This window comes from Pseudomonas sp. 102515 (genome assembly GCF_031085165.1).
In the GTDB taxonomy this organism is placed as follows: Bacteria; Pseudomonadota; Gammaproteobacteria; order Pseudomonadales; family Pseudomonadaceae; genus Chryseomonas.
In genome coordinates, this window is record NZ_JAVHTY010000003.1 from 194,454 (window position 1) to 221,035 (window position 26,582).

The 26,582-nt window shown below is 66.6% G+C and carries 21 protein-coding genes; 8 read left to right on the forward strand and 13 right to left on the reverse strand.

Annotated elements, in window-relative coordinates:
- Positions 1 to 46: 46 nt before the first annotated feature.
- The 3 genes from rph (at position 47) to RCF34_RS12245 (ending at position 2,879) form a co-directional block, all read left to right on the forward strand.
- Positions 47 to 769 (forward strand): ribonuclease PH, encoded by a 723-nt coding sequence (gene rph / locus RCF34_RS12235; RefSeq protein WP_308708411.1) that lies wholly within the window; start codon positions 47 to 49, stop codon positions 767 to 769.
- A gap of 171 nt (positions 770 to 940) precedes the next feature.
- Positions 941 to 1,303: a DUF4870 domain-containing protein gene (locus RCF34_RS12240; RefSeq protein ID WP_308708412.1), complete on the forward strand. Its 363-nt coding sequence runs from the start codon at positions 941 to 943 to the stop codon at positions 1,301 to 1,303.
- 283 nt (positions 1,304 to 1,586) lie between these two features.
- A complete protein-coding gene (locus tag RCF34_RS12245; protein WP_308708413.1) occupies positions 1,587 to 2,879 on the forward strand; it encodes a hypothetical protein in 1,293 nt (430 codons plus the stop codon).
- Between the two features lie 85 nt (positions 2,880 to 2,964).
- On the opposite strand, the gene garD is transcribed toward RCF34_RS12245, so the two are convergent.
- The 10 genes from garD to RCF34_RS12295 form a co-directional block, all read right to left on the reverse strand.
- Positions 2,965 to 4,521 (reverse strand): galactarate dehydratase, encoded by a 1,557-nt coding sequence (gene garD, locus RCF34_RS12250; protein WP_308708414.1) that lies wholly within the window; start codon positions 4,519 to 4,521, stop codon positions 2,965 to 2,967.
- 21 nt (positions 4,522 to 4,542) lie between these two features.
- Positions 4,543 to 5,901, reverse strand: a complete 1,359-nt coding sequence (locus tag RCF34_RS12255) for an MFS transporter (protein ID WP_308708415.1) — start codon at positions 5,899 to 5,901, stop codon at positions 4,543 to 4,545.
- Between the two features lie 166 nt (positions 5,902 to 6,067).
- Positions 6,068 to 7,105 carry a LacI family DNA-binding transcriptional regulator gene (locus RCF34_RS12260; RefSeq protein WP_308708416.1) on the reverse strand — a complete coding sequence of 346 codons (1,038 nt, stop codon included), beginning with the start codon at positions 7,103 to 7,105 and terminating at the stop codon, positions 6,068 to 6,070.
- A gap of 436 nt (positions 7,106 to 7,541) precedes the next feature.
- A complete protein-coding gene (locus tag RCF34_RS12265; RefSeq protein WP_308708417.1) occupies positions 7,542 to 8,582 on the reverse strand; it encodes a low specificity L-threonine aldolase in 1,041 nt (346 codons plus the stop codon).
- Positions 8,579 to 10,390, reverse strand: coding sequence for an aminopeptidase P family protein (locus RCF34_RS12270; RefSeq protein ID WP_308708418.1), 1,812 nt, complete (start codon positions 10,388 to 10,390; stop codon positions 8,579 to 8,581). Before RCF34_RS12270 ends, RCF34_RS12265 begins: the two co-directional genes overlap by 4 nt.
- A 120-nt stretch (positions 10,391 to 10,510) precedes the next feature.
- Complete coding sequence (locus tag RCF34_RS12275) at positions 10,511 to 10,681, reverse strand: hypothetical protein (RefSeq protein ID WP_308708419.1); 171 nt, start codon at positions 10,679 to 10,681, stop codon at positions 10,511 to 10,513.
- Between the two features lie 118 nt (positions 10,682 to 10,799).
- The gene (locus RCF34_RS12280) at positions 10,800 to 11,741 is read right to left on the reverse strand and encodes a LysR family transcriptional regulator (protein WP_308708420.1); all 942 of its coding nucleotides are present in this window, start codon (positions 11,739 to 11,741) and stop codon (positions 10,800 to 10,802) included.
- A 221-nt stretch (positions 11,742 to 11,962) separates the two neighbouring features.
- Positions 11,963 to 15,013, reverse strand: coding sequence for an efflux RND transporter permease subunit (locus RCF34_RS12285; protein WP_308708421.1), 3,051 nt, complete (start codon positions 15,011 to 15,013; stop codon positions 11,963 to 11,965).
- Positions 15,010 to 16,080, reverse strand: coding sequence for an efflux RND transporter periplasmic adaptor subunit (locus RCF34_RS12290; protein ID WP_308708422.1), 1,071 nt, complete (start codon positions 16,078 to 16,080; stop codon positions 15,010 to 15,012). The genes RCF34_RS12285 and RCF34_RS12290 overlap by 4 nt, the downstream gene beginning before the upstream one ends.
- Positions 16,077 to 17,180 (reverse strand): efflux RND transporter periplasmic adaptor subunit, encoded by a 1,104-nt coding sequence (locus tag RCF34_RS12295; RefSeq protein WP_308708423.1) that lies wholly within the window; start codon positions 17,178 to 17,180, stop codon positions 16,077 to 16,079. The genes RCF34_RS12290 and RCF34_RS12295 overlap by 4 nt, the downstream gene beginning before the upstream one ends.
- 307 nt (positions 17,181 to 17,487) lie before the next feature.
- Between RCF34_RS12295 and RCF34_RS12300 the strand changes: the two genes are divergently transcribed.
- The gene (locus tag RCF34_RS12300) at positions 17,488 to 17,715 is read left to right on the forward strand and encodes a hypothetical protein (RefSeq protein WP_308708424.1); all 228 of its coding nucleotides are present in this window, start codon (positions 17,488 to 17,490) and stop codon (positions 17,713 to 17,715) included.
- A gap of 125 nt (positions 17,716 to 17,840) precedes the next feature.
- On the opposite strand, the gene RCF34_RS12305 is transcribed toward RCF34_RS12300, so the two are convergent.
- A complete protein-coding gene (locus RCF34_RS12305) occupies positions 17,841 to 18,050 on the reverse strand; it encodes a DUF1127 domain-containing protein (RefSeq protein WP_007161433.1) in 210 nt (69 codons plus the stop codon).
- A 354-nt stretch (positions 18,051 to 18,404) separates the two neighbouring features.
- The gene (gene gabP, locus RCF34_RS12310) at positions 18,405 to 19,793 is read right to left on the reverse strand and encodes a GABA permease (RefSeq protein ID WP_308708426.1); all 1,389 of its coding nucleotides are present in this window, start codon (positions 19,791 to 19,793) and stop codon (positions 18,405 to 18,407) included.
- Between the two features lie 563 nt (positions 19,794 to 20,356).
- On the opposite strand from gabP, the gene RCF34_RS12315 reads away from it, so the two are divergent.
- Genes RCF34_RS12315 through RCF34_RS12325 form a run of 3 tightly spaced genes read left to right on the forward strand, consistent with a single transcriptional unit; the run spans position 20,357 to position 24,230 of the window.
- Complete coding sequence (locus RCF34_RS12315) at positions 20,357 to 21,088, forward strand: gluconate 2-dehydrogenase subunit 3 family protein (protein ID WP_308708427.1); 732 nt, start codon at positions 20,357 to 20,359, stop codon at positions 21,086 to 21,088.
- Positions 21,088 to 22,875: a GMC family oxidoreductase gene (locus RCF34_RS12320; protein ID WP_308708428.1), complete on the forward strand. Its 1,788-nt coding sequence runs from the start codon at positions 21,088 to 21,090 to the stop codon at positions 22,873 to 22,875. Before RCF34_RS12315 ends, RCF34_RS12320 begins: the two co-directional genes overlap by 1 nt.
- Before the next feature lie 11 nt (positions 22,876 to 22,886).
- Positions 22,887 to 24,230 (forward strand): c-type cytochrome, encoded by a 1,344-nt coding sequence (locus RCF34_RS12325; protein ID WP_374941181.1) that lies wholly within the window; start codon positions 22,887 to 22,889, stop codon positions 24,228 to 24,230.
- 8 nt (positions 24,231 to 24,238) lie between these two features.
- Here RCF34_RS12325 and RCF34_RS12330 read toward each other — a convergent pair whose 3' ends face one another.
- Positions 24,239 to 25,153 carry a LysR family transcriptional regulator gene (locus RCF34_RS12330; protein ID WP_308708430.1) on the reverse strand — a complete coding sequence of 305 codons (915 nt, stop codon included), beginning with the start codon at positions 25,151 to 25,153 and terminating at the stop codon, positions 24,239 to 24,241.
- Between the two features lie 102 nt (positions 25,154 to 25,255).
- Between RCF34_RS12330 and RCF34_RS12335 the strand changes: the two genes are divergently transcribed.
- Positions 25,256 to 26,245, forward strand: a complete 990-nt coding sequence (locus tag RCF34_RS12335) for an aldo/keto reductase (protein WP_308708431.1) — start codon at positions 25,256 to 25,258, stop codon at positions 26,243 to 26,245.
- The last annotated feature ends 337 nt before the right edge of the window (positions 26,246 to 26,582 follow it).

Here is a 26,582-nt window from a genome sequence, read left to right on the forward strand (position 1 = left end):
TCCCTATACTATGGACCTGATATCTACGCCTTACAGGAAGCCCGCAATGAAGCGTCCCAGTGGCCGCGCCGCCGATCAGCTGCGCCCCATCCGCATCACCCGTCAGTACACCAAGCACGCCGAGGGTTCGGTTCTGGTGGAGTTCGGTGATACCAAAGTGATCTGCACCGCCAGCGTCGAGGCCGGGGTGCCGCGCTTTCTCAAGGGCAAGGGCCAGGGCTGGCTCACCGCCGAATACGGCATGCTGCCGCGCGCGACCGGCGAGCGGAACCAACGTGAAGCCGCCAAGGGCAAGCAGGGCGGTCGTACCCTGGAGATCCAGCGTCTGATCGGCCGTTCGCTGCGCGCCGCTGTCGACCTGTCCAAGCTGGGCGAGAACACCATCTACATCGACTGCGACGTCATCCAGGCCGATGGCGGGACCCGCACCGCCTCGGTGACCGGCGCCTGCGTGGCCCTGGTCGACGCCCTGGGCGCGCTCAAGCGCCGCGGCAACCTCAAGGGCAATCCGCTCAAGCAAATGGTGGCCGCCATCTCCGTGGGCATCTACCAGGGCACCCCGGTGCTCGACCTGGATTACCTGGAAGACTCCGCTGCCGAGACCGATCTCAACGTGGTCATGACCGACGCCGGTGGCTTCATCGAGGTTCAGGGCACCGCCGAAGGCGCGCCCTTCCAGCCGGCCGAACTCAACGCCATGCTCGAACTGGCCCAGGGTGGCCTGCGCGACCTGTTCGAGCTCCAGCAAGCCGCCCTGCGTGGCGAGTAAGAGCCTAGTCAAAGGCTCACGAGCTAGCGTCAAACAGGGCGAAAATGGCTGAGGAAGCGGACCGGGCTGGCGCTCGAGTTTACCGTCGGTAAATGAGCGCTCCGAAGCCATTTCCAACGCCGTTTGGCCGACGCGCAGCAGCCTTTGGATAGGCTCTAAGGGAGACCAGCCATGCACGATCTCATCCCCGCCCCCAGCGCCGAAGCCCGGCGCTGGGCCATGCTCTGCCACTACGCTGCCTTCCTGGGCTTCGTCGTGCCCTTCATCGGTAACGTGATAGGTCCGCTGGTGGTCTGGCAGTTCAAGCGCGAGGACGACCCCTTTATCGACCGCCAGGGCAAGGAGGCGCTGAACTTCCAGCTCACCGTCACCCTGCTGCACATGATCTGCTGGCTGCTGGTGTGGGTGCTGATCGGTTTTCCGCTGATGCTGCTGGTGGCCTGCGTGGCCTTCGTGCTGACGGTGATCGCCGGCATCAAGGCCAACCAGGGCCGCGACTACCGCTACCCCCTGACCTGGCGGATGGTGAAGTAGCGGTCTTTTTGTGGCCTGCTTCTGATATCCGCGCTGAGGATTTCCAGTCGGCCCGGCGTCGTTTGACAGGCGCCGGAAGCCCTCCGCTATCATCCCTTCGGCTTACTTCTCACGCCTTCGCCGCGACCGATTTCGAGAGTCGCTGGCGGTAGCGTGCCCGCCTTTGCGCTTTTGCCTCAGCAGTCCGTCGATAACGCCAAGGTGGCGTGCCCCGACGGTCCTCGCTTCTTACGTCAGACTGGTGGCCTCCGGCGCCATCGGCATCAAGACAGGGATGATCATCATGTCGGTTGCAACCGCCACCCCCTCCCCCTTCCAGCGCGTGCTCGAATGGCGCTACTCCACCCTCATGGTGTGGACGGCCATCGGCCTGCTGGTCGTCGAGACCTTTTCCGGTTTTCTGCGCTATGCCCTGGACATGGTCGGTGCCTCGGCGCTGGTCTATCTGCCAAAGATCGCCTGTCTGGCGCTGTTCGCCCTGCAGGTGGCGACGGTCAAGCTGCCCCGGGTGATCTGGGTCGGCCTGTTCGCCGGGCTGGCCTACGCCGCCCTCGCCCTGCTGCATGGCGGGACCTTCAACAACGTGCTGTTCTCGCTGTTCGTCTACAGCCCGCTGCTGTTCGGCCTGGTCTGCGGACGCGAATTGCTCAAGCAGCGCCGCCTGCTGGGCCGGGCCATGTTCCTGCTGCTGCTCGCCAGCCTGATCGGCATCGCCCTGGACAAGTACACCTCGGTGCCCTGGAAAGGCTACAGCTACAACCTCGGCGGCAACGACATCGCCGGCAATACCCAGTGGGTAGCCGGTGAAGAGGACCGGATCGCCGGTTTCGCCCGGGTATCCAACGTGCTGGCGGCGCTGATCGCGGTCTATTGCCTGTTCCTCGCGCAATTCGCCCGGTCCAGGACGCTCTGGCTGGTGGTCGCCCTGGTCGGCTTCTTCGGCATCCTGCTCACCACCAGCAAGGCGCCGGCAGCGGCCTTCGCCTTTACCCTGGCGCTGATGATGACCCGCCGCTTCCAGTGGCCGACCTATGCGCTGATCCTGCTGGCGGTGGTGGGTGGCATGCTGCTGCCGGTGCTGAGCCTGGTCCGCGACTTCGATCCCCTGGTGGTGACGAGCGACAGCGGCCTGGCCTCCTTCTACGATCGCCTGGTCAACACCTGGCCGAATGTCGTCGCGGAGATGAGCCGCCATGGCTGGACCGTGGAAGGCGCCGGCTTCGGCCTGTTCGGCAGCTCCATGGCCGCCTTCCCGGTCCCCGGGATCGACCTCTTCGTCACCAGCGACAGCAGCGTGGTCTATCTCTGGTGCGTGTTCGGCGTGGTCGGCATCCTCGGCTATGCCATGCAGCTGCCGGTGTTCATCCGCCTGCATACCAATCCCGACCGCCTCAGCCACACCCTGCTGGCCATCGCCTTCTGCCTCTGCCTGATCGGCTGGACCACCGACCTCTTCGATATCGGCGTCGGCAACCTCTTCGTCGGCATCATCCTCGGCTACGTGCTGATGCGTGATCCGGAAGACGACGGCCAGCAGCGCCTGCGGCCGGTCAGCGGCAGCGCCCTCGCCGACTGAGCGCGCCGCGCCGTGACAGTGTGAAATCGCCGCACAAAAAAGGGCCGATCCCAGGGGGATCGGCCCTTTTTCATTGCCGTGTGGATCAGGTCACCGGAGCCGGATTGAACAGCGCCAGGTCGTTGTGCAGGCGATGGCGTTCGGCCCAGGTCTGGCGGCGGCCGCTGGCCACGTCCAGATAGCACTGGAAGATCTCCCAGCCCATCTCCTCCAGCGACAGCCGCCCGCTCACCACCCGACCGGCATCGATGTCGATCAGGTCCGGCCAGCGCTCGGCCAGCTGGGTGCGGGTCGAGACCTTGATCACCGGCACCATGGACAATCCATAGGGGGTGCCGCGACCGGTGGTGAAGATGTGCAAATTCATGCCTGCGGCCAGTTGCAGGGTACCGCAGATGAAGTCGCTGGCCGGGGTAGCGGCGAAGTACAGGCCCTTGCCGCGGATCTTCTCACCGGGCGCGATGACCCCGGCGATGGGGCTGGTACCCGACTTGGCGATGGAGCCCATGGCCTTTTCGACGATGTTGTTCAGCCCGCCCTTCTTGTTGCCTGGGGTGGTATTGGCACTGCGATCGGCCATGCCCCGCTCCAGGTAGCGGTCGTACCAGTCCATCTCGCGGATCAGGGCATCGGCCACCTCGGGGGTGGCGGCGCGCGGAGTCAGCAGGTGGATGCCATCGCGCACCTCGGTGTTCTCGGAGAACATCACGGTGGCGCCGGCCCGCACCAGCAGATCGGCGGCCACGCCCAGGGCCGGGTTGGCGGTGATGCCGGAGAAGGCGTCGCTGCCGCCGCACTGCATGCCCACCACCAGCTCCGCGGCCGGCACCGTCTCGCGGCGGCGCTGATCGAGCACCTCCAGACGCGCCTCGATCAGCCTCATGATCTGCTCGACCATGCCGGCGAAGCCGTTGGCCGAATCCTGCAGGCGGAACAGCCAGTCCTCTTCGTTCTGCCCGGCGGTCAGGTCATCGCCCGGCATCAGCTGGCTGGCCTGCAGCTTCTCGCAGCCGAGGCCGATGACCAGCGCCTGGCCTCCGAAATTGGGGTTGCGGCTGATGTTATGCAGGGTACGGATGGGGATCACCGCATCCGGGGCGTTGATGGCCACCCCGCAGCCGTAGCTGTGGGACAGTGGCACCACGTCGTCGACGTTGGGGTAGCGCGGCAGGAGCTCCTTGCGTACCCGCTCCACGCAGTGGTCCAGCACGCCCACCACACACTGCACGGTGGTGGTCACCGCCAGGATGTTGCGGGTGCCGACGCTGCCGTCCGGATTGCGGAAGCCCTCGAAGGTGTAGCCCTCCAGGGGTTCGCCGACCTGACCGGGTGCGGTGGCCTTGGGCAGGTTGTCCAGCGCGGGTGGCTCCGGCATGCGCAGCAGGGCCTCGGTGATCCAGCTGCCGGCGGGAACGTCCTGCAGGGCATAGCCGATGACCTCGCCATAGCGCACCACCTCGGCGCCCTCCGCGAGATCCACCAGGGAGACCTTATGGCTCTGGGGAATGGCCTCGACCGTGGTCAGGCCATCGGCGAAGGCGGTGCCGGCGGCCACGCCGGGTTCGTTGACCACCACCCCGACGTTGTCCTGGAGGTGGAGCTTGATGTAGCGCGGCGAATCACGGTGATCGATCAGGTGCATATTCTTATCCTCCGCCGGGGCTCAGGCCCGGGCCGGGTCGGGCTGGGTCGCGCCCAGGATCTCGCCGTCGGCGGTACGCAGCTCGACGCGCTGGATGCGACCGACGATGAACAGGTAGCTGAACACGGCCACCAGGGCATTGGCCCCGACATAGACCAGCGCCCACTTGAAGGAGCCGGTGGCGGCGATGAGATAGCCGATGACGATGGGGGTGGTGATGGAAGCCAGGTTACCGAAGGTGTTGAACAGGCCACCGGACAGCCCGGCGATCTGCTTGGGCGAGGTGTCCGCCACCACCGCCCAGCCCAGGGCGCCGATGCCCTTGCCGAAGAAAGCCAGGGTCATGAAGCCCACCACCATCCAGTCGGCATCGACGTAGTTGCAGAAGATCATGCTGGTGGAAAGCAGCAGGCCACAGACGATGGGCAGCTTGCGGGCGAAGGTCAGGGAATGGCCGCGACGCAGCAGGTAGTCGGAGATCACCCCGCCCAGTACCCCGCCGATGAAGCCGCAGATCGCCGGCAGCGAGGCGATGAAGCCGGCCTTGAGGATGGTCATGCCGCGCTCCTGCACCAGGTACACCGGGAACCAGGTCAGGAAGAAATAGGTGATGGCGTTGATGCAGTACTGGCCGAGGTAGACGCCCAGCATCATGCGGTTGGTCAGCAACTGGGTGATGTAGTGCCACTTCGGCCCGCCATCCCGCTGGCGAGCGCTGTTATCCATGTCCACCAGACCGCCGTTGTCGCGGATGTGCGCCAGCTCCGCGGCGTTGATGCGCGGGTGCTCCTTGGGATTGTGGATGTATTTCAGCCAGACCCCGGAGAACAGGATGCCCAGGGCGCCCATGATGACGAAGACGTGCTCCCAGCCGAAGTGGAAGACGATGCCGCCCATGATCGGCGCGAACAGCGCGGTGGCGAAATACTGCGCCGAATTGAAGATCGCCGAGGCGGTACCGCGTTCGGCGGTGGGGAACCAGGCAGCGACGATGCGCGCATTGCCGGGGAAGGACGGCGCCTCGGCCAGCCCGACCAGGAATCTCAGCATGAACAGGGTGGTTACCGCCCAGGCCACCGGCAGACCACCGACCAGCCCCTGCAGCAGGGTGAAGAACGACCAGAAGAAGATACTGCCGGCGTAAACTTTCTTCGAACCGAAGCGATCCAGCAGCCAGCCGCCGGGAATCTGCCCGGCCACATAGGCCCAGCCGAAGGCGGAGAAGATATAGCCGAGGGTGACGGCGCTGATGCCGAGGTCTTTCTGCAGGCTGGAGCCGGCGATGGCGATGGTGGCGCGGTCGGCGTAGTTGATGGTGGTCACGACGAACAGCATCAACAGGATCAGGTAGCGCACCCGGGTCGGTCTTGTGGCATCCATGGGGATCCCTCTTGCGTGATTGTTTTTATTGAAGGCGCGGACCGCTGGATGATTGCGCAATCATATCTCGATGCGACAATCGGCCTCAGCCCTTGCGTTTGCTCAAGACTAAGCCATGATTGCGCAACCATACAAGTATGATGTCTAACAAGATCAGGACCGGCGGTCAGGTCGTGGCGCGGTCGATGATATGGAAACCCGTGTCGATGCGCACCGCCTCCCGGGCCTGGTCGCCCTCGTTGAAACGCTGCAGCAGCGCCTCTGCCGCCAGGGTGCCCATGCGATCGCCCTCGACGCTCACCGACGACAGCGCCGGGTGCATCTGGGCGGCGCTGGAGAGATTGCCGAAGCCCAGCACCCCCAGGTCCTCGGGCAGGCGCAGACCGCGACTGGCGGCTTCCGCCATGACGCCCTGGGCGACGGTGTCCGAGCTGCAGACCACCACGTCGAAAGCCTCGTCGCGGGCCAGCAACTGGCGCAGGCCAGCCCGCCCGGACTCCACCAGCGCGGGGGCTGGCAGGATCTCCAGCGGCGGCTCCGCCAAGCCCAGCTCTGCCAGCCGCGCGACCAGGCTGCGACAGCGCCGCAGGGCGCGGGGGTCATCCACCGAGACCACGGCGAAGCGCCGATAGCCGCGGGCGTGCAGATGCTCGGCCTGGGCGCGCCCCACGGCTTCGTGGGAAAAGCCCACCTGCATGTCCAGGGGGTCTTCGCCCAGGTCCCAGGACTCCACCACCGGGATGCCGGCCTGGGCCAGGCGCTGGCGGCTGGCGGCGGTGTGCAGGGTACCGGTCAGCACGATGCCATCGGGCTTGCGTCCCAGCACCGCGGCCAGCAGTTGCTCTTCCTGTTCGGCGCTGTAGCCGGTCAGGCCCAGCAGGGTCTGGTAGCCGGCCTGGGACAGGCGCGCCATCAAGGCCTGGACGGTCTCGGCGAAGATGGAGTGGACGATGGTCGGCACGAACAGCGCCACCAGGCGACTGCGATTGGAGGCCAGGCCGCCGGCCAGCAGGTTGGGCACGTAGCCAGTGGCCTGCACCGCCGCCAGCACCTTCTCCCGCGCCGCCTCGCTGACGATCTCCGGTCGATTCAGCGCCCGCGAGACGGTGATCGGCGACACCCCGGCGACCCGGGCCACGTCGATGAGCGTGGGGGCAGCGGAATTGACCGCGGCAGAGAGGGCTTTGCTGGACTTCTTGGCCATGGATCGCTGGAGACGGGAAAGAGATCGGCCATGGTAACGGTTGGGGCGGGCGGCGTCCCCGGTGAACACCGTAGCGTGGAAAACCGCGCAGCGTTTTCCACGTCGGAGTGGAGCATCGACGAATGAGCGGCGCGATGCTTTGTTGATCGCGACGCCACGCAACATTCTCAACCTGAGGCCTTGGCAGCGGTGGTCTAGCTACACCGCCATCCATCCTACGCCCTGATCGCGATCCTACCGGGGCTACTGGCGACGACCGGCTGCTCGGGCAGCGCCCTCTCCCCGCGGGAGAGGGTTGGGGTGAGGGGGCTCCGGCCATGGAAGTCCCTGTGGAAAAGGCTACGCCGTTTTCCACGCTACGGTTCGCGCCCCCACGGCGCTGTACCCTCCCCGGAGGAGCGACCGCATCGACGGCCTGCCATGGCCGGGATACGCCCTACCCGCCCATCGCCGTACGAATATCCGCCGCCAGCTCCAGTACCCGCGCTTCCTCGGTGTCCCAGGAGCACATGAAACGCGCCCCGCCGCTGCCGATGAAGGTGTAGAAGCGCCAGCCGCGGTTGCGCAGGAATTCCAGCGCCGGTTCCGAGAGCTGCAGGAATACCGAATTGGCTTCCACCGGGAACATGAAGTCCACGCCGGGTACCCCGCGCACCCGCTCGGCGAGCAGCTGGGCCATGGCGTTGGCATGGCGGGCGTGGCGCAACCAGGTGTCGTTTTCCAGCACGCCGAGCCAGGGGGCGGAGAGGAATCTCATCTTGGACGCCAGCTGGCCAGCCTGCTTGCAGCGGTATTCGAAGTCCTCGGCCAGTTCGCGGTTGAAGAAGAGGATCGCCTCCCCCACCGCCATGCCGCTCTTGGTGCCGCCAAAGCAGAGCACGTCGACGCCAGCCTTCCAGGTCACCTCGGCCGGGGTGCAGCCCAGGCCGGCCACGGCATTGGAAAAGCGCGAGCCGTCCATGTGCAGGTGCAGGCCGAGGTCGCGGCAGGTGGCGCTGATGGCCTGCAGTTCGTTGAGGCCATAGAGGGTGCCCACCTCGGTGGCCTGGGTGACGGTCACCGCGCGCGGTTTGGGAAAGTGGATGTCGGCGCGCTTGGTGGCGATCTGCTGGATGGCGCCCGGCGTCAGCTTGCCCTGGTGCGCCGGCGCCAGCAGCAGCTTGGAGCCGTTGGAAAAGAATTCCGGCGCGCCGCATTCGTCGGTCTCGACGTGGGCGGTGTCGGAGCAGATCACGCTGTGGTAGCTCTGGCACAGTGCCGCCAGGGCCAGGGAGTTGGCCGCGGTACCATTGAAGGCGAAGAACACCTCGCAATCGGTCTCGAACAGCTGGCGAAAGCGATCGGCGGCGCGCGCCGTCCAGGTGTCGTTGCCGTAGGCGGTCTCGTGGCCGACGTTGGCCGCGGCCATGGCGGCCCAGGCTTCCGGGCAGATGCCGGAGTAATTGTCACTGGCGAATTGCTGGGCGTTGCTGCTCATCGGGCGGTCCTCGCGACGGGTTCGGTGCGGGCCAGCAGCCAGTCGCGCGCGGCGCCCTCGACCAGCGGCAACACGCGGCGGCGGACCTCGGCGTGATAGCCATCCAGCCAGTCCAGCTCGTCGCTGCGCAGCAGGGCCAGATCCAGGCAGCGGGTGTCCAGCGGACAGAGGGTCAGGGTCTCGAAGGCCAGGAAATCGCCGAATTCGGTGGTCTCGGCACGGGTGCACAGCAGCAGGTTCTCCAGCCGCACGCCCCACTGGCCAGGGCGATAGATGCCCGGTTCGTTGGAGGTGATCATACCCTCGCGCAGGACATGGTGCGGGGTGACCGTGGCATAGAAGGAAATCGACTGCGGCCCCTCGTGCACATTGAGGAAGTAGCCCACGCCATGCCCGGTGCCGTGGCCGTAGTCGATGCCGGCGGCCCAGATCGGCTCGCGCGCCAGGGCGTCGAGCATGGGCGCGGCGACACCGGCTGGAAAGCGCGCCCGCGACAGCGCCAGCATGCCCTTGAGCACCCGGGTGAAATCGCGCTTCTGGGCGGCGCTGGGGGTGCCGATGGGCACCACCCGGGTGATGTCGGTGGTGCCGCCCAGGTATTGGCCGCCACTGTCGATCAGCAAGAGGCCGTCGCCCTGGAGTTCGGCATGGGCCTCTTCGGTCGCCCGGTAGTGCGGCAGGGCGCCACCGGCATTGAAGCCGGCGATGGTGGCGAAGCTCAGGGAGACGAAGTTGGGACGGGCGGCACGCGCCTCGCTCAGCCAGTCGTCCACGGTCAGCTCGGTGAGGCGTTCGCCGCGGGCCAGGGCCGCCTCGAAGCGGGCGAAGAAGACGCACAGCGCCGCGCCATCCTCTTCCATGGCAAGGCGCACCTGGGCCACCTCCTCGACGGTCTTGCAGGCCTTGAGCAGGGTCGAGGGATTGATCTGCTCGTGCCGCTCGACGCCCTGGGGGGCGGCCTCGGCCAGTCCCAGGGTGACCCGCGCCGGGTCCACCAGCAGGCGACTACCAGCCGGCAGGCTGGCCAGTTCGACGGCGGCCTGGGAGTAGTCGGCCAGGGTCACGCCGTCTGCTTCCAGAGCCGTGCGGATCTCGGCCGGCACCTTGGCCGGATCGATGAACAGCTGGCAGCTGTCCCTACCCAGCAGCAGGTGGGCGAGGAACACCGGGTTGTAGGGCACGTCGGCGCCACGCAGGTTGAGCAGCCAGGCGATGTCGTCCAGCGAAGAGATGAAATGCCAGTCGGCCTTTGCGTCCGCCAGCGCCTGGCGCACCTGGGCGAGCTTGGCGCTGCGCGGCTGGGGCGCCTGGGGGGCGGCATGGGCATAGACCGGCGCGGCCGGCAGCGCGGGGCGCCCGTTCCAGATCGCCGCCAGTGGGTCGAGATCGGTCCGCAACTGAATACCCTTGGGCTCCAGCGCCCGGCGCAGGGCCGCCGCCGCGCCGAGTGACAGCACCTGGCCGTCCACCAGTACCGTGCCGCCCGCGGGCACCTGCTCGGCCAGCCACTGCAGGTGGGCCTGGGGCTGGCTGGCGACCTGCTTCATCAGGTCGATGCCGCTGTCCGCCAGCTCCTGGGTGGCCTGCTCCCAGTAGCGGCTGTCGGTCCAGACGCCGGCGGCCTGGCGCGTCACCAGCAGCAGCCCGGCGGAGCCGGTGAAACCGGACAGCCAGGCACGGCCCTGCCAGTGTTCCGGCAGGTATTCGGACAGATGGGGATCGGCGCTGGGGATCAGGCAGGCATCGGCGCTCTGCTCGGCCAGGAAGGCCCGCAGGTCGGCAAGTCGTTGAGCGGAAGTGGCGGTCATGAGCACCTCGACAAGGTCAGGGGCTCAGTGTGCCGCAGATATAAAAAAGCCGCACCCGAAGGGTGCGGCGGAGAAAGACCAAAGGAGCAAAGAGGGGTGGTCTTTCGAAAGCGGAGCGGCTCAGCGACGCACGTCGGCGGCGGGAGCGGCCTGATCGCCGTAGTGCTGCATGGCGGCATGATTCTGATCGACCAGCTTGTATCTCAGGCTGGGATTGTCGTCGGCAGCGGCGAACTGGGCAGCGGTCAGGGCAGCAAGGGTCAGCAACAGGGCGGACAGAGAACGTTTCATGGCGAACTCCTGAAAGGTCGTGTTCATCGGGGTACGGGACCATTCTAGGGAAAGAACGCCGCCTAATAAATAGCATGCTAATTAAATGACTGTTGCAAGTATTGCAACAAGCCCTGACCTAGTCCTTGGCCCAGTAGCGCTGGTCCTCCAAGACCAGATTCTCCAGCTGCAGACGTTCGGGCAGCTCTTCCTTGAGGAAATCGATCCACGTCTTGATCTTGGCGTCGAGAAAGCGCCGCGAGGGATAGAGCGCGTGGATGTTGCGTTCGCGCAGGCGGAAATTGGGCAGCAAGCGCACCAGACTGCCATCGCGCAGGTAGTTGACCGCGATGTAGCTGGGCAGCAGGCAGATGCCCATGCCCTGGCGGGCCACGCTGGCCAGGGCCTCGGCGACGTTGACCTGGAAGACGTAGCGCGGCGCGACCTGCTGCTCGCCGTCTTCACCGGCGAAGACCCAGCGTTCGGAGAAGTTCGGATCCAGCAGGCGCAGGCAGTCGTGCTCGGCGAGATCGGCCGGTACCTTGGGCGCCGGGCGCTGCGCCAGGTAGCTGGGCGCCGCGCAGACCACGCTGTAGACGCCACCGAGACGCTGGGCGACGAAATCCGAATCGGCCAGCTCGGTGTCCAGGGTGATGGCGATGTCATGCCCATCCTCCAGCAGCGCCGGATGGTTCTGCGAGAGAGTCATGACGATCTCGACATGGGGATAGCGCGCGCAGAAGCGTGACACCAGCGGCGCCAGCAACTGGGTGCCCAGGCCGGTCATGGAATGCAGGCGCAGATGGCCATGGGGCTTTAGATGGGCGCCGCTGGCCTCGGCTTCGGCCTCGCCGACGTCCTGCAGGATGCGCCGGCAGCGTTCGAGATAGCGCTCGCCCGCCTCGGTCAGCGCCAGGCGCCGGGTGGTGCGGTGCAGCAGGCGGGTCTGCAAATGGCTTTCCAGTTCCGCCAGCAGGCGCGACACCTGGGCGGTAGACAGGGCGAGGGTATGGGCGGCAGCCGTGAGACTGCCCAGATCCACCACCCGGACGAAGATGCGCATGCCTTGGAAAATATCCATTATTGCCTTTTTCGCAATGGAGTTTCGTCAAGCCGTCACTTTATTGAAAAAGTCGCACGCACGATAGTGGTGCGGTGAGCTGCTGTGGATTCGACATTCTGACCGCGCGAATCCTTCCCTCCGGCAGTGGCTCCTTGGATAGCTCCTTGCGGCCTTCTGGCAGATGTCTCCTCTGGAGACCTCCGCCAGAGGGCCGTTTTTTTGCCCGACTCTTTCACTCGTCACCCCTCACGCCCCGGCTCGCGAATGCGATAGCTGGCGATGTACAGCGCCGGCAGGAACAGCAGGGTCAACAGGGTCGCCGCGACGATGCCGCCGATCATGGCGTAGGCCATGGGGCCCCAGAATACCTCGCGGGCGATGGGAATCATGCCCAGGCTGGCCGCCGCGGCGGTCAGCAGGATCGGCCGGCGGCGGTGCCGGGTGGCTTCCACCACGGCGTCCCAGGGCGAACGACCGGCCTGCTCGAAGGCATCGATCTGGGTCACCAGGATCACCGAGTTGCGGATGATGATGCCGATCAGCGCCAGCACCCCGAGGATGGCGACGAAGCCCAGCGGCTGGCCGAAGGGGATCAGCCCCAGTACCACACCGATCAGGCCCAGGGGCGCCACGCTCGCCACCAGGAACAGCTTGCGGATGCTGTGCAGCTGGATCATCAGGAAGGTGGCCATGAGGAACAGCATCAGCGGCACCACCTCGGCGATCGGACCCTGGGCCTTGCTACTCTCCTCCACCGTGCCGCCCACCGCCACCTGGTAGCGCGGCGGCAGCTTGGCGATGAAGGCATCCACCTCCGGCTGCAGCTGCTTGACCAGATCCGGCGCCTGGGTCTCGCTGAGGATCGAGGCCTTGAGGGTGATGGTGGGCAAGCGGTCGCGGCGCCACACCAGCGGCTGCTCCAGGGCGTAGTCGATGCGGGCGAAGGCCTTGAGCGGCACCGCGACGCCCTGGGGCGTCATGATCTGCAGATTCTCCAGGGTCTCCACCGAGCGCCGCTCGGCCTCGCTGGCCCGGGCCACCACGTTGACCAGGTAGATGTCGTCGCGTACCTGGGTCACCGGGGTACCGGTCACCACGCCATTGAGGATCTGCGCCACGTCCTGGGACGAGAAGCCCAGCTGCCGCGCCTTGTCCTGGTTGACCTCGACCTTGAGCATCCGCGCCGGCTCGTTCCAGTCGTAGAGGAAGTCCCCCAGTTGCGGACTCCTGCCCAGCACGCTGGCCAGCGCCAGCGCCTGGCGACGCACCTCGGCGACGTCCGGACCACTGATGCGGTACTGGATCGGCCGGCCCACTGGCGGACCCATCTCCAGGGGCTGGACGTAGCCGGACAGGCCGACGAAGTCCTGGCGTAGCCGCTGCTTGAGCTTGGGCAAGAGGCGATTGCGCGCCTCGAGGTCCTTGGCCACCAGGATCACCTGGCCGTAGAAGGGATTCTCCAGCTGCTGGTCCAGCGGCAGATAGAAGCGCACCGCACCCTGGCCGACATAGGAACTCCAGTGGGCCACGTCCGGATCGTCGGCCAGGGTCTTCTCGAATCTGTCCATCTGCGCGCGGGTGGCGTCGAGGGAGGCGTTCTGCGGCAGGTTGAAGTCGATCAGCAATTCGGGCCGGTCCGAGGACGGGAAGAACTGGTTCTGCACGAACTTCATGGCGAACAGCGCCGCGGCGAACAGCAGCACGGTGAGGACGATGGTCAGCCAGCGATGGCGCATGGCGCCCAGCAAGAGGCCGTCGGACCAGCGTGCCAGGCGCCCGGGCTGGTCGTGATCGTGCTTCTTCACCTGTTTCGGCAGGATGTGCACGCCGATCACCGGCGAAAAGAACACCGCGACGATCCAGGACAGCAGCAGGGCCACGGCGATCACCGCGAACAGGGTGAAGGTGTACTGGCCGGCGCTGCTGGAATTGAGGCCGATGGGCACGAAGCCGGCCACCGTCACCAGGGTGCCGGTGAGCATGGGAAAGGCGGTCGACTCGTAGGCGAAGGTCGCCGAGCGGTGCAGCGACTCGCCCTCCTCGCGCTTGGTCACCATCATCTCCACGGTGATCATGGCGTCGTCCACCAGCAGGCCCAGGGCGATGATCAGGGCGCCCAGGGAGATCCGCTGCATGGTGATGCCGCTGTATTCCATGAAGACGAACACCAGCGCCAGGGTCAGGGGGATCGACAGCGCCACCACCAGGCCGGCGCGCACGCCGAGGCTGATGAAGCTCACCACCAGCACGATGATGACCGCCTCGAACAGCGCCCGGGTAAAGCCGCCGACGGCCTTTTCCACCACCTGGGCCTGGTTGGAGACCACGTGTACGCCGATGCCCACCGGCAGGGCCCCGGTCAGTTCCTGCATCTTCTCGGTCAGGGCGGCGCCAAAGGTCTGGATGTTGCCGCCGCTGCTCATGGCGATGGCCAGGCCGATGGCCGGCTGGCCGTTGTAGCGAAACAGCGAACTGGGCGGATCGGCGTAGCCACTGCGGATGTCGGCCAGGTCGGTGAGCCGATAGAAGCGGTCGTCGATGCGCAGATTGACCGCGGCCAGATCGGCGGTGGAGCGGAATTCGCCGCTGGTGCGCACGCTGATGCGCTCGGCGCCGGATTCGATGGTGCCCGAGGGGGCTACCGCATTCTGCTGTTGCAGACTCTGCATCACCTGGCGCTGGTCGATGCCCAGGGCCGCCAACTTGCGGGTGGAGAAGTCCAGGTAGATGACCTCGTTCTCCGCGCCGATCAGCTGCACCTTGCCGATGCCCGGCACGCTGCGGATCTCGCGGCGTACCTGCTCCACCTGGTCGCGCAGCTGGCGCATGCTGAAGCCGTCGCCGGTGAAGGCATAGATGCTGCCGAAGACGTCGCCGAATTCGTCGTTGAAGGCCGGTCCCTGGATGCCTTGAGGGAATTCGCCCTGGATGTCCGAGACCTTCTTGCGCACCTGGTACCAGATGTCGGGAATCGCCTTGGCCGGTGTGGTGTCACGCAGATAGACGAACACCGTGGACTGCCCCGGCCGGGTAAAGCTCTTGGTGTAGTCGAGGGAATCCAGTTCTTCGAGCTTCTTTTCCACCCGCTCGGTGACCTGGCGCAGGGTCTCCTCGGTGGTCGCCCCCGGCCAGCGGGTCTGGATGACCATGGTCTTGATGGCGAAGGACGGATCTTCCTCGCGTCCCAGCTTCATGTAGGAGAAGACGCCCATCAGCAGGGCGACGAACATCAGGTACCAGACGAAGGATTGGTGGCGCAGCGCCCAGTCCGACAGATTGAAGCCTTTCATGGCCGAGCGCCCTCCTGATCCTTCACCCGCTGTCCCTCCTCGAGACTGTTCACCCCTGCCGTCACCACCCGCTCACCCGCCTTCAGGCCCTTGCCGATCCACGCCAGGCCAGCGGCCTCGCGCAGCACCTCGACCGGACGCCGGCGCACCTGAGCCTGCTCGCCCTGGCCTTCCACCACCCAGACCGAGGCCTGGCCGTCCTGGCGCCGCAGCGCCTGGGTCGGGAGCGGCAGGCCCGCGGCCGGTGGCGACGCCAGCTCGCCCTGCACCAGGGTGCCGATACGCAAGGCGTCCGGCGGATCGCTCAGGGTCAGGCGCACCCGCCGGGTACGGGTGGTGGCATCGGCCTGGGGCTCGATCTCGCGCACCCGCCCCGTCACCGCCACCTCGGGATCCAGGGCCATGCGCACGGTCAGGACGCGCCCCGGGGTCAGCTGGCCGATGGCCTGAGCCGGCAGATCCAGGACCGCCTCGCGAACATCCGGCCGGGCGACCCGCACCACCGGCTGACCGGCGGACACCACCTGGCCGACCTCGGCCTGCCAGGCGGTGATCACCCCGTCGAAATCACTCTGGAGTTCGGCATAGTTGCGCTGGTCGCGGGCCTGGCGCTCGGCGCTCTGGGCCTGCTCGCGGGAGGCTTCCAAGGTGTGCAGCCGGGTCAGCGCCTGGTCCAGCTGGGAGCGCGAGCCGACCCCCTGGTCGAACAGCTGCTGTTGGCGCCGCGCATCGTTGCGCGCATCGCGCCACTGGGCTTCGGCATCGGCGCTCTGGCCCTGCCGACTGCGCAAGGCATTGTCCTGGTCGGTGGGGTCCAGCGCCGCCAGCAACTGGCCGCGACGCACCGGCTGACCCACGTCCAGCAGGCGACGGGTCATGCGGCCGCCGACGCGAAAGCCCAGCACGCTTTCGTAGCGCGCCTGGATGCTGCCGGCGAAGACCTCACGCCCGGGCGGCGGCGCACTGAGGGTCAGGGTCGCCACCGGCCGGATCGGCGGCGGCGGGGCCTCGTCGTCGGAGCAGCCGGCCAGGACCAGCAGCAGGCACAGCGGCAGCAGAGGCTTCATGGGCGCACCTCGTTGAAGGCGGAGCGCTCGGCGAGCTCGACCTTCTGCCCGGGACTGAGCGCCTGGCCACCGGCGACCACGATGCGATCACCGGCCTTGAGCCCGTCGCTGACGATGATGCTGTCACGGGTGTAGCGCTCGATGCGCAGCGGCTGCAGGCTGACCCGGCCATCGTCATTGAGGCGCCAGGCGGCGGGCTGGTCGGTGGTGCCATTCAGCGCCGTCCAGGGCAAGGCGAAGCCCTGCTCGGCCACGCCCTCCAGTTGGGCGTTGACCACCGCGCCCAGGGTCATGGGCGCTGGCGGCCGGTCGAGTTGCACCTTGATGCGCACCGTGCCGCTGCTGGCCACCGTCGGGGCGATCTCGCGCAGGGTGCCCTGGGTCGCGATCGCCGGTTGCGCCTGCAGGGTGACGGGCAGGGTCTGGCCGACCTTGAGTTCGCGGGCCAGGGATTCGTAGAGATCGAAGACGGCGTCGAGTTCGCCACTCACCGCCAGATCGAAGATCGCCGCCCCGGCCTGCACCACCTGCCCGGCCTCGGCGTGACGGGCGGTCAGCACCCCGGCGGCGCTGGCGCGTAGTTCGGTGTAGCCGAGCTGCTTGCGCGCATCGTCGCGCTGGGCCATGGCGGTCTGCAGGGCGCTGCGCGCACCGTCGAGGGTGGCCTGGGCCTGGTCGTACTGGCTGCGACTGGTGTAGCCCTTGGGCAGCAGCGCGGCCTGGCGCTCGAAATCGACGCGTGCCAGCCGCGTGCGGGCTTCCTGGGCCTCCACCTGGGCCTGGGCGGCGGCCAGGTTGTTGCGCAGATCCTGGGGGTCGAGCCGGGCCAGCACCTGGCCCTCGCGCACGCGATCACCGACGTCCGCCAGCCGCTCGTTGATCTTGCCGCTCACCCGGAAGCCGAGCGGCGCCTGGACGCGCGCCTGGATGTCTCCGGTGAAGGGGATGCGCTGGCTGTCCCGTATCGGACTCAGCTGCGCCACCACCACCCGTGCCAGTTCCTCGGTGGGGGGTTGCTCCTGGGAGCAGCCCGGTAACAGCGTTACCAGCGTCAGAGCAGCCGTTACCTGGCAGAGGCGAGCAAGGCGGAGAGCCCTCATGATTGTCCTTGTTGGTGGAAGGGACGCGATCTGCGAACTGACCACGCGCGCCGCAGGGGGTTCGTCTAGCGAATTGTCAGGTGCCTGACGCCACTTGGGAAGCGTTACGCCAAGGGCCAGGTGCAAACGCCCGCTCCCGGAGCGGCCACTCACCCACAAATGTTCACAAATGCCCTGGAACCCGACATTCCAGGCGGCAGTCAACTGAGACGTGCGCTGTGGACCTGTCCGTCTGCAGCTGATGCCCGCCGCCCTCCCGGTGCGGGCCCCATCGGATTCACAGGTTCATTTCGACGAGGCCGAACTCATGAAAAAGCTGCTGATCACCTCTACCGCTGCTGTGATGCTGTCGATGGCCACGGGTGTCTTCGCGGCCGATCCCTCCAAGAGCGCCACGGCCGTCGACGGCTCCGCCACCACCGAGGTGCCGGGCAAGACCACCGTCAAAGGGGGTGCCGACGGCGCTGCCGAGGTGCCCTTCAAGAGCGACAAGCCCAACAAGGTCGACGCCCGCAACCAGAACAACACGCAGTAACCGTCGTTTCCTGGCGGTAACAGAAAGCCCCGGCATACCGGGGCTTTTTGCTGTCTGCAGTGCGGCCTGCAGACAAGACAAACCCCGCCGAAGCGGGGTTTGAGGAAAGGGTGCAGCTGCCGGGCTTAGCGCCAGAACGGCTTGTGCATTTCCTGGTAGCGCTGGGCCTCCGTGATACCGGCGTCGGCCAGCATACGGGCGTCCAGGCGGGCCAGTTCGTTGCGGCTGGCGATGCGGCGCTGCCAAGTGGACAGGGTGGAGATAACGCGCAGGGCAGCGGGCACACGGTTGCTGGGCTTGGCGTTGTACAGCGAGGAACTGAAGGTGCGTTCCATGGTGGCTTTCCTTCCCGCTTGTGACGGGTACTGGTCATCGAATGGCGCCATTGTCTCGCCAGGCGAGTGCTACCACCAGTAACAGTCCAGGGAAAGGTTCGCGGATCACCCGGCACACAATTGCAACTGTACTGCTGCAATTTGGGTCATTCTGTAACGTATTGCACCACTGCAGTGCAAAACTTGGTTACCAGAGGGAACATCGCGAGAATTTGAGCTATACAGTTGGCCCGAAGGCCAAGAAACAGGAGTGCTGTTCTACCTGTTACCGCTCCAGCTGTCCAGCCTGGAAACACCTCCGTGCTCCAGAAAAGAGCGCTCCCGACGTCCATCGACGTCGGAAGCCTCTCGCGATCAACGTGCGGCGGCAGCCAGGCTCGGCGTGGCGGGCTGGCGACGGCCGACCCAGGTGCCGATGGCCACGACCACTAGGGCCAGCAGACCGGTCGCCAGGATCTCGAAGCGATGCGCTTCGCTGAACAGCATCACGGTCAGGGCGCCGACGATGAAGACGATCACCGCCCAGGTCAGCCAGGGGAACAGCCACATGCGGAATTCCAGGTGCTCGCCGCGGGCCATCAGCTTGCGTCTCAGGCGCAACTGGGTCACGGCGATCACCAGATAGACCAGCAGGGCCACGGCGCCGGAGGTGGACAGCAGGAAGCTGAACACCGCCTCGGGCATGGTGTAGTTGGCGATGGTGGTGAGGAAGCCCACGGTGGTACTGGCCAGCACGGCAGCGCGCGGCACGCCGCTGCTGGAGGCCCGACCCATCTTGGCCGGGGCATCGCCACGGCGAGCCAGGGAATAGAGCATGCGCGACGCGGTGTAGAGCGCCGAGTTCAGGCAGCTGGCCACGGCGACCAGCACCACGCAGTCGACGATCAGCTTGGCGTTGGGGATCGACAGGACCTCCAGGGCGCGCTGATAGGAACCCACCAGCGGCAGCTGGGCGTCGTTCCAGGGCACCATGGACACCACCAGGAAGATGGAGACCAGATAGAACAGCGCGATCCGCCAGATCACCGAGTTGGTGGCCCTGCTGATCTGCCGCGACGGATCCTTGGACTCGGCGGCGGCGATGGTGACGATCTCGGTACCCATGAAGCTGAACATGGTGGTCAGCAGGGCGCCCAGCACCGCGCCGAAGCCATTGGGCATGAAGCCGCCGGTATGGGCCATCAGGTTGCTCAGGCCACTGACTTCGCGACCCGGCAGGGCCCCGACCAGGGCCGCCGCGCCCAGGGCGATGAAGGCGACGATGGCGATGACCTTGAGCAGGGCGAACCAGAATTCGAACTCGCCGTACTTGGCGACGCTGAACAGGTTGGTCACCGTCAGGATGCCGGTGATGATCAGGGCGAACTGCCAGGTGGCGATCGCCGGGAACCAGGCATTGAGGATGGCTGCGGCAGCTACCGCCTCCAGCGGAATCACCAGCACCCAGAACCACCAGTACAGCCAGCCGATGGTGAAGCCGGCCCAGCGGCCGATGCCCTGCTGCGCATAAGAAGAGAAGGAACCGGTATCGGGCGAGGCGACGGCCATTTCACCCAGCATGCGCATGACCAGCACCACCAGGGTACCGGCCAGGGCATAGGCCAGCAGTACGGCCGGGCCGGCCGCGGCGATGGCATGACCGGAGCCGACGAACAGACCGGCACCGATCACCCCGGCGATGGACAACATGGTCACATGGCGCGGTTTGAGCGCCGGAGAGAGGTTGCATTCGACGTTGGACATAAGGTGTTACCTGACAACGGAAAGCCTGCCAAGTGCAACTTGCGCGCCACCCGGGCTGAAATTGGCACAAAATGAACACAAAGGGTGCATCACCTCGCGGAAAGCGGCGAAAAAGCGGCGTTCCATCGAGCTATCGCGCTAACCAACTGATGTAAAAAGCGATTTCTTTTGGATACGGATGCCCTTTGGCTTGCTTCGTTAGGTATCACCTTGTGCAACTTGCACTCTTATGGTGCTTGCCCGGGTGGAACCTTAGGTAACTCCAGGCCTGGGCTAGCCGCCGCGCCCTCTTCTGTCTGGCCACAAAACCTGGACACAACCAAAAGACCCCTCGGCCCGGCGCCTGCCGCCGGCCCGCTTGGGTGTCAGGGACCGCCCAAGGGCGCGGCCTGGGCGCTTTTCCATGCCGATGCTGCAACAGTGGGAACTTGCCAGGCCGCCAAGCCTCCACACCTGCGACAAAATGTAACCGCGACCAGCAGATGTTGGTAATATTCCAACAGATTAGCTAGCTAACCATAAGCCCTGCGGTTTCACGTCGGGCACCTGATGAGACCCTGACCATGTCCGCAGACGATCCCGTCCCGGCCCGCCGCGACTTCCTGCGCAAGTCCCTGAGCCTGATTCCCGTGGTCGCCCTGGCGGGCGGTGCCCCCTCGGGCCTGGCCCTCGCCACGCCCTCCCCGGACAACAAGCCGGGCAGCAGTCCGCGCGCCGACCACTATCAGCCGGTGTTCTTTACCGCCGAGGAATGGGCCTTCGTGCGGGCCGCGGTGGCCCGGCTGATTCCGGCGGACGAACTCGGCCCGGGCGCGCTGGAAGCCGGTGCGCCGGAATTCATCGATCGGCAGATGCAGACCTCCTATGCCCGTGGCGGCCTCTGGTACATGCACGGCCCCTTCGCCGCCGATGCCGCACCGGAGATGGGCTACCAGAGTCGCCTGGTACCCCAGGACCTCTATCGCCTGGGCATCGCCGCGGTGGATCGCTGGAGCCGCCAGCAGCATGGCAAGGTCTTCGCCGAGCTGGCACCCGCCGAGCAGGACACGGCCCTCAAGGCCCTGGAAAGCGGTGACGCCGCTCTCGAGGGCGTGCCGGCCAAGCTGTTCTTCGCCCAGCTGCTGCAGAACACCCGGGAAGGCTTCTATTGCGACCCGCTGCATGGCGGCAACAAGGAACTGGTCGGCTGGAAGCTGGTGAATTTCCCCGGTGCCCGCGCCGACTTCATGGACTGGGTGGAGCGCGACGAGCGCTATCCGCTGCCGCCGGTCTCCATTCGTGGGGAGCGCGGTTGATGGCCAAGGTATTGCCCAGCAAACAGGTAGTGATCGTCGGTTTCGGCTGGACCGGCGCCATCATGGCCAAGGAACTGACCGAGGCCGGCCTGGACGTGGTGGCCCTGGAACGTGGCAGCTACCGCGACACCTATCCCGACGGCTCCTATCCCCAGGTGATCGACGAACTCACCTACAGCATCCGCAAGAAGCTGTTCGTCGATGTCTCCAAGGAAACCGTCACCATCCGCCACGGCGTCAACGACGTCGCCCTGCCCAACCGCCAGCTCGGCGTCTTCCTGCCCGGCGATGGGGTGGGGGGCGCCGGCCTGCACTGGTCGGGGGTGCACTTCCGCGTCGACCCGGTGGAGTTGCGCCTGCGCAGTCATTATGAAGAGCGCTACGGCAAGACATTCATCCCCGACGGCATGACCATCCAGGATTTCGGCGTCAGCTACGCCGAGCTGGAGCCCTACTTCGACTTCGCGGAAAAGGTCTTTGGCACCTCGGGTACCGCCTGGAGCGTCAAGGGCCAGGTGGTGGGCGACGGCAAGGGCGGCAATCCCTATGCGCCGGATCGCTCCAGCGACTTCCCGCTGCCGGCGCAAAAGAACACCGTCTCGGCGCAGCTGTTCGAGAAGGCCGCACGGGAGGTGGGCTATCACCCCTACAACCTGCCCTCGGCCAACACCTCGGGACCCTACACCAACCCCTACGGGTGCCAGATGGGTCCCTGCAACTTCTGCGGCTACTGCAGCGGCTACGTCTGCTACATGTATTCCAAGGCCTCGCCCAATCTCAACGTCCTGCCGGCGCTCAAGCAGGAGCCGCGCTTCGAATTGCGCAGCCAGGCCCATGTGCTCCGGGTCAATCTCGACAGCACCGGCAAGCGGGCCACCGGGGTGACCTACCTGGACGCCCAGGGCCAGGAGCTGGAGCAGCCGGCCGATATCGTCATCCTCGCCGCCTTCCAGTTCAACAACGTGCGCCTGATGCTGCTGTCGGGCATCGGCCAGCCCTATGACCCCAGGACCGGCGAGGGTGTGGTCGGGCGCAACTTCGCCTACCAGAACATGGCCACCATCAAGGCCTTCTTCCGCCAGGATCAGCACCACACCAATCCCTTCATCGGCGCCGGTGGCAATGGCGTGGCGGTGGACGATTTCAACGCCGACAACTTCGACCACGGCCCCCACGGCTTCGTCGGTGGCTCGCCCATGTGGGTCAACCAGGCCGGCACCCGCCCCATCGCCGGGGCGGCCAACCCGCCCGGCACGCCGCAATGGGGCAGCGCCTGGAAAAAGGCCCAGGCCGGCTACTACAACCACCAGCTGTCGATGGACGCCCACGGGGCGCACCAGTCCTATCGCGACAACTACCTGGACCTGGACCCCACCTACCGCGACGCCTACGGCCAGCCGCTGCTGCGCATGACCTTCGACTGGAAGGACAACGACATCCGCATGACCCGCTTCATGGCGGCCAAGATGAAGAAGATCGCCGAGGCCATGAATCCCGAGCACATCAGCGTCTCGGTCAAGGATTTCGGTGGTCACTTCAACACCGCCAGCTACCAGACCACTCACCTGAACGGTGGCGCCATCATGGGCACCGACCCCAAGACCAGCGCGGTCAATCGCTACCTGCAGAGCTGGGACGTGCACAACGTCTTCGTGCCGGGCGCCTCGGCCTTTCCCCAGGGCCTGGGCTACAACCCCACCGGCCTGGTGGCGGCCCTGACCTACTGGTCGGCGCGGGCCATCCGCGAGCAGTACCTGAAGAATCCCGGCCCGCTGGTGCAGGCATGAGAGGCGCGCCCATGATCCTTCGTACCCTCGCGATCCTGCTCTTGGGCAGTGGCCTGGCGCTGGCGGCCCAGGCCGCGGAAGACGCCGACCCGGCGCTGGTCAAGAAAGGCGAGTACCTGGCGCGGGCCGGCGACTGCGTGGCCTGCCACACGGCGCCGGGCGGCCAGCCCTTCGCCGGCGGCCTGCCCATGCAGACGCCCATCGGCACCCTCTATTCCACCAACATCACCCCGGATCGGCAGACCGGCATCGGCGACTACCGCTTCGCCGACTTCGACGCCGCCATCCGCCAGGGCATCGCCAAGGAGGGCCATACCCTCTATCCGGCCATGCCCTACCCCTCCTATGCCCGGGTCAGCGAGGGCGACATGCGCGCCCTCTATGCCTACTTCATGCACGGCGTGACCCCGGTGGCCCAGGCCAATCGCGACAGCGACATCCCCTGGCCGCTGTCCATGCGCTGGCCCCTGGCGATCTGGCGCCAGCTGTTCGCGCCCGAGGTGGTGCAATTCCAGCCCGCGCCGGACCAGGATCCGGTGGTGGCTCGCGGCGCCTATCTGGTGGAAGGCCTCGGCCACTGCGGCGCCTGCCATACCCCGCGTGCCATCACCATGCAGGAAAAGGCGCTCTCCCCCGCCGACGGCAAGGACTTCCTGGCCGGCAGCGCGCCCCTGGAAGGCTGGATCGCCAAGAATCTGCGCGGCGATCAGCGGGACGGCCTGGGCCACTGGAGCGAAGCGCAGCTGGTGCAATTCCTCAAGACCGGGCGCTCCGCCGACAGCGCCGTGTTCGGCGGCATGACCGAGGTGGTGCAGCACAGCCTGCAGTACCTGAGCGACGCCGACCTGCAGGCCATCGCCCGCTACCTCAAGACCTTGCCGGCCAAGGACCCGCACGACGCGCCCTTCCAGGCCGACGGACGCACCGCCGCGGCGCTCTGGCGCGGCGACGACAACGCCCGTGGCGCCCAGGTCTATGTGGACAACTGCGCCGCCTGTCACCGCACCGATGGTCAGGGTTACGACCGGGTGTTCCCGGCGCTGGCCGGCAATCCGGTGCTGCGCACGGCCGACGCCAGTTCGCTGATCAACATCGTGCTCAAGGGCGGCACCCTGCCTGGCCTGCACACGGCGCCGTCGACGATCGTCATGCCGCCCTTCGGCTGGCGGCTGAACGACGCCCAGGTGGCCGACGTGGTCAGCTTCATCCGCGCCAGCTGGGGCAATGCCGCTGCGTCGGTCAGCGCCACCGACGTCGCCAGGTGGCGCACCGATGACAATCGCACCACGTCCGGTGATGACCTGGGCCAGGCCTTCGGTCACGGTCAGCCTGAGACGCCTGAGACGGGTAAATAGCGGTCGCGTCAGCGGCGCAGCCAAGCCGGATCGACCGCGGCGAACACCTCCACCAGCCACTCGACCCAGGCGCGTACCCGCGGTGAGGTCTGGCTGGCCGGGGGGTAGATCGCCGCCAGCGGCAAGCCCGGCGGTGGCAGGCCGGGCAGGACTTCGCACAGCCGGCCGGCGGCCAGGTCTGCTGCCACGTGATAGCGCGGCGCCTGGATCAGGCCCAGCCCAGCCAGGGCGGCACCGACATAGACGTCGGCCCCGCTGAGGGTCAGCCGTGCGGGTTGATCCAGGCACTGCAGCTCACCCTCGCAGAGAAATTCGAAGGGCAGCCGACGGCCGCTGCGCTGGGAGCGGTACCGTACCAACTGGTGATGGGCGAGTTCCGCGAGGTTGTCCGGCTGGCCCTGGCGGGCCAGATAGCTCGGACTGGCACAGGTCACCTGTACCAGCTCGCCCAGGGGCTGGGTGGCCAGGCCTTCGTCGAGCAGTGGCCCGCTGCGCAGCACGCAGTCGATACCTTCGCCGATGACGTCCACCGGCCGGTCATCGGCGCTGATCACCAGCTCCAGGCCGGGATAGCGCTGACAGAAGTCCGGCAGCGCCGGAATCACCAGGGCGCGCCCAAGGGACCCCGGCAGATCCACCCGCAGCCGACCGCGCGGCTGGCGCCGCCGCTGGCTGAAGGCCCCCTCGATATCGTCCAGCTCGGCCAGCCAGCTGACGCAGCGCTCGTAGTAGGCGGTGCCATCCAGGGTCGGGCTGACGCGGCGAGTGGTCCGGTGCAGCAACGTCACCCCCAGGTGGGCTTCCAGCTGCTGCACCAGCAGCGTCGCCATCGCTGGCGACAGGCCAAGATCGGCGGCCGCCCGGCTGAAGGAGCGACGCTCGACGATACGCACGAAGCCGCGCATGGCTGCCAATCGATCCAAGATCATTCATTCCTGTCGAATACTGCCTGTCGTGATAGCAGCTTTGTTCAGCCTGGCTCAATAGCGAGACTGATCCCATCTTTCACGAGAGGAGCGAACGTCATGCTGCAACGACGACTGGGCCGTAACGGCCCACGGGTGTCCGCCCTGGGGCTGGGCTGCATGGGGATGAGCGAGTTCTATGGCGCCACCGACGAGACCGAGGCCCTGGCCACCCTGGACCTGGCCTTGGAACGCGGCGTGACCCTGCTGGATACCGCCGATGCCTATGGTCCCCACCGCAATGAGGAATTGCTGGGCCGGGCCCTGCGCGGACGCCGCGAGCAAGTGTTCCTGGCCAGCAAGTTCGGCCTGGTGCGCAGTGCCGATCCTACCGCCCGCGGTGTGAATGGCCGGCCCGAATACGTGCGTCAGGCGGTGGAAGGCAGCCTGCGCCGACTGGGCGTCGAGCATCTCGATCTCTATTACCAGCATCGGGTCGATCCCGAGGTGCCGATCGAGGAGACCGTGGGCGCCATGGCCGAGCTGGTGCAGGCCGGCAAGGTGCGGTACCTGGGGCTGAGCGAGGCCTCCAGCGAGACCCTGAGACGTGCTCACCGGATCCATCCCATCGCTGCCCTGCAGAGCGAATTCTCGCTGTGGTCGCGCGATCCGCAGCAACACGGGGTGCTCGCCACCTGCCGCGAACGGGGAATCGCCCTGGTGGCCTACAGCCCGCTCGGCCGCGGCTTTCTCACCGGCGCCCTGAAATCGCCGGAGGACTTCGCCGCGGATGACTATCGCCGCCTGAGTCCGCGCTTCCAGGGCGACAACTTCCAGCGCAACCTGGAACTGGTGGAACGGGTACGCGCCCTGGCCAGCGCCAAGGGCGTCACGCCTGGCCAGTTGGCCCTGGCCTGGGTGCTGGCCCAGGGCGAGGACATCGTGCCCATCCCGGGGACCCGGCGGCGCGGTTATCTGCTGGAGAATCTCGCCGCGCTCGAGGTGCAATTGAGCGCAGACGAGGGCGTCGAACTGGATCGACTGTTCACCCCGGAGCAAGTGGCCGGTACGCGCTATCCCGCCGCCTGGATGCAGCTCGTCGAGCGCTAGTGACCATCAAGCCCGTCGCCGACCGACGGGCTTGCGCGGTTGGCATCGATCCTGCTAGCTTGATCGGGTTAGTACCAAGCTGACCCCAATCGCTGGACGCCTTTCCGCTCGTTGTAGCAGCGCGAAATAAGCGTCATCCGGATCGAATCGATCCCTCGATTGCTCAGGATCTGCCGCCCTGGCCTCTGAATCTCGCGCCCGGCCGGTTGCCTGCCTTCCCAAGTACTTACCTGCATGCCTGGGCATCTTGCCCACACGCTGCCTTCCTCCAGCCAGAGATTCAGCCGTCGGCCGTCATGGGTACGAGGTTGCTGGAGTTATTTCACCGCGCCGACTG

Bases quoted from the DNA above. Each gene is read 5' to 3' on its own strand.
- RCF34_RS12275 (WP_308708419.1), bottom strand. From the start codon at position 10,681: ATGAAACGTTCTCTGTCCGCCCTGTTGCTGACCCTTGCTGCCCTGACC.
- gabP (WP_308708426.1), bottom strand. From the start codon at position 19,793: ATGTCCAACGTCGAATGCAACCTCTCTCCGGCGCTCAAACCGCGCCAT.
- RCF34_RS12325 (WP_374941181.1), top strand. From the start codon at position 22,887: ATGATCCTTCGTACCCTCGCGATCCTGCTCTTGGGCAGTGGCCTGGCG.
- RCF34_RS12295 (WP_308708423.1), bottom strand. From the start codon at position 17,180: ATGAGGGCTCTCCGCCTTGCTCGCCTCTGCCAGGTAACGGCTGCTCTG.
- RCF34_RS12265 (WP_308708417.1), bottom strand. From the start codon at position 8,582: ATGAGCAGCAACGCCCAGCAATTCGCCAGTGACAATTACTCCGGCATC.
- RCF34_RS12305 (WP_007161433.1), bottom strand. From the start codon at position 18,050: ATGGAACGCACCTTCAGTTCCTCGCTGTACAACGCCAAGCCCAGCAAC.
- RCF34_RS12260 (WP_308708416.1), bottom strand. From the start codon at position 7,105: ATGGCCAAGAAGTCCAGCAAAGCCCTCTCTGCCGCGGTCAATTCCGCT.
- RCF34_RS12240 (WP_308708412.1), top strand. From the start codon at position 941: ATGCACGATCTCATCCCCGCCCCCAGCGCCGAAGCCCGGCGCTGGGCC.
- RCF34_RS12290 (WP_308708422.1), bottom strand. From the start codon at position 16,080: ATGAAGCCTCTGCTGCCGCTGTGCCTGCTGCTGGTCCTGGCCGGCTGC.
- RCF34_RS12285 (WP_308708421.1), bottom strand. From the start codon at position 15,013: ATGAAAGGCTTCAATCTGTCGGACTGGGCGCTGCGCCACCAATCCTTC.
- RCF34_RS12320 (WP_308708428.1), top strand. From the start codon at position 21,088: ATGGCCAAGGTATTGCCCAGCAAACAGGTAGTGATCGTCGGTTTCGGC.
- RCF34_RS12300 (WP_308708424.1), top strand. From the start codon at position 17,488: ATGAAAAAGCTGCTGATCACCTCTACCGCTGCTGTGATGCTGTCGATG.
- RCF34_RS12270 (WP_308708418.1), bottom strand. From the start codon at position 10,390: ATGACCGCCACTTCCGCTCAACGACTTGCCGACCTGCGGGCCTTCCTG.
- garD (WP_308708414.1), bottom strand. From the start codon at position 4,521: ATGCACCTGATCGATCACCGTGATTCGCCGCGCTACATCAAGCTCCAC.
- RCF34_RS12255 (WP_308708415.1), bottom strand. From the start codon at position 5,901: ATGGATGCCACAAGACCGACCCGGGTGCGCTACCTGATCCTGTTGATG.
- RCF34_RS12335 (WP_308708431.1), top strand. From the start codon at position 25,256: ATGCTGCAACGACGACTGGGCCGTAACGGCCCACGGGTGTCCGCCCTG.
- RCF34_RS12245 (WP_308708413.1), top strand. From the start codon at position 1,587: ATGTCGGTTGCAACCGCCACCCCCTCCCCCTTCCAGCGCGTGCTCGAA.
- rph (WP_308708411.1), top strand. From the start codon at position 47: ATGAAGCGTCCCAGTGGCCGCGCCGCCGATCAGCTGCGCCCCATCCGC.
- RCF34_RS12280 (WP_308708420.1), bottom strand. From the start codon at position 11,741: ATGGATATTTTCCAAGGCATGCGCATCTTCGTCCGGGTGGTGGATCTG.
- RCF34_RS12315 (WP_308708427.1), top strand. From the start codon at position 20,357: ATGTCCGCAGACGATCCCGTCCCGGCCCGCCGCGACTTCCTGCGCAAG.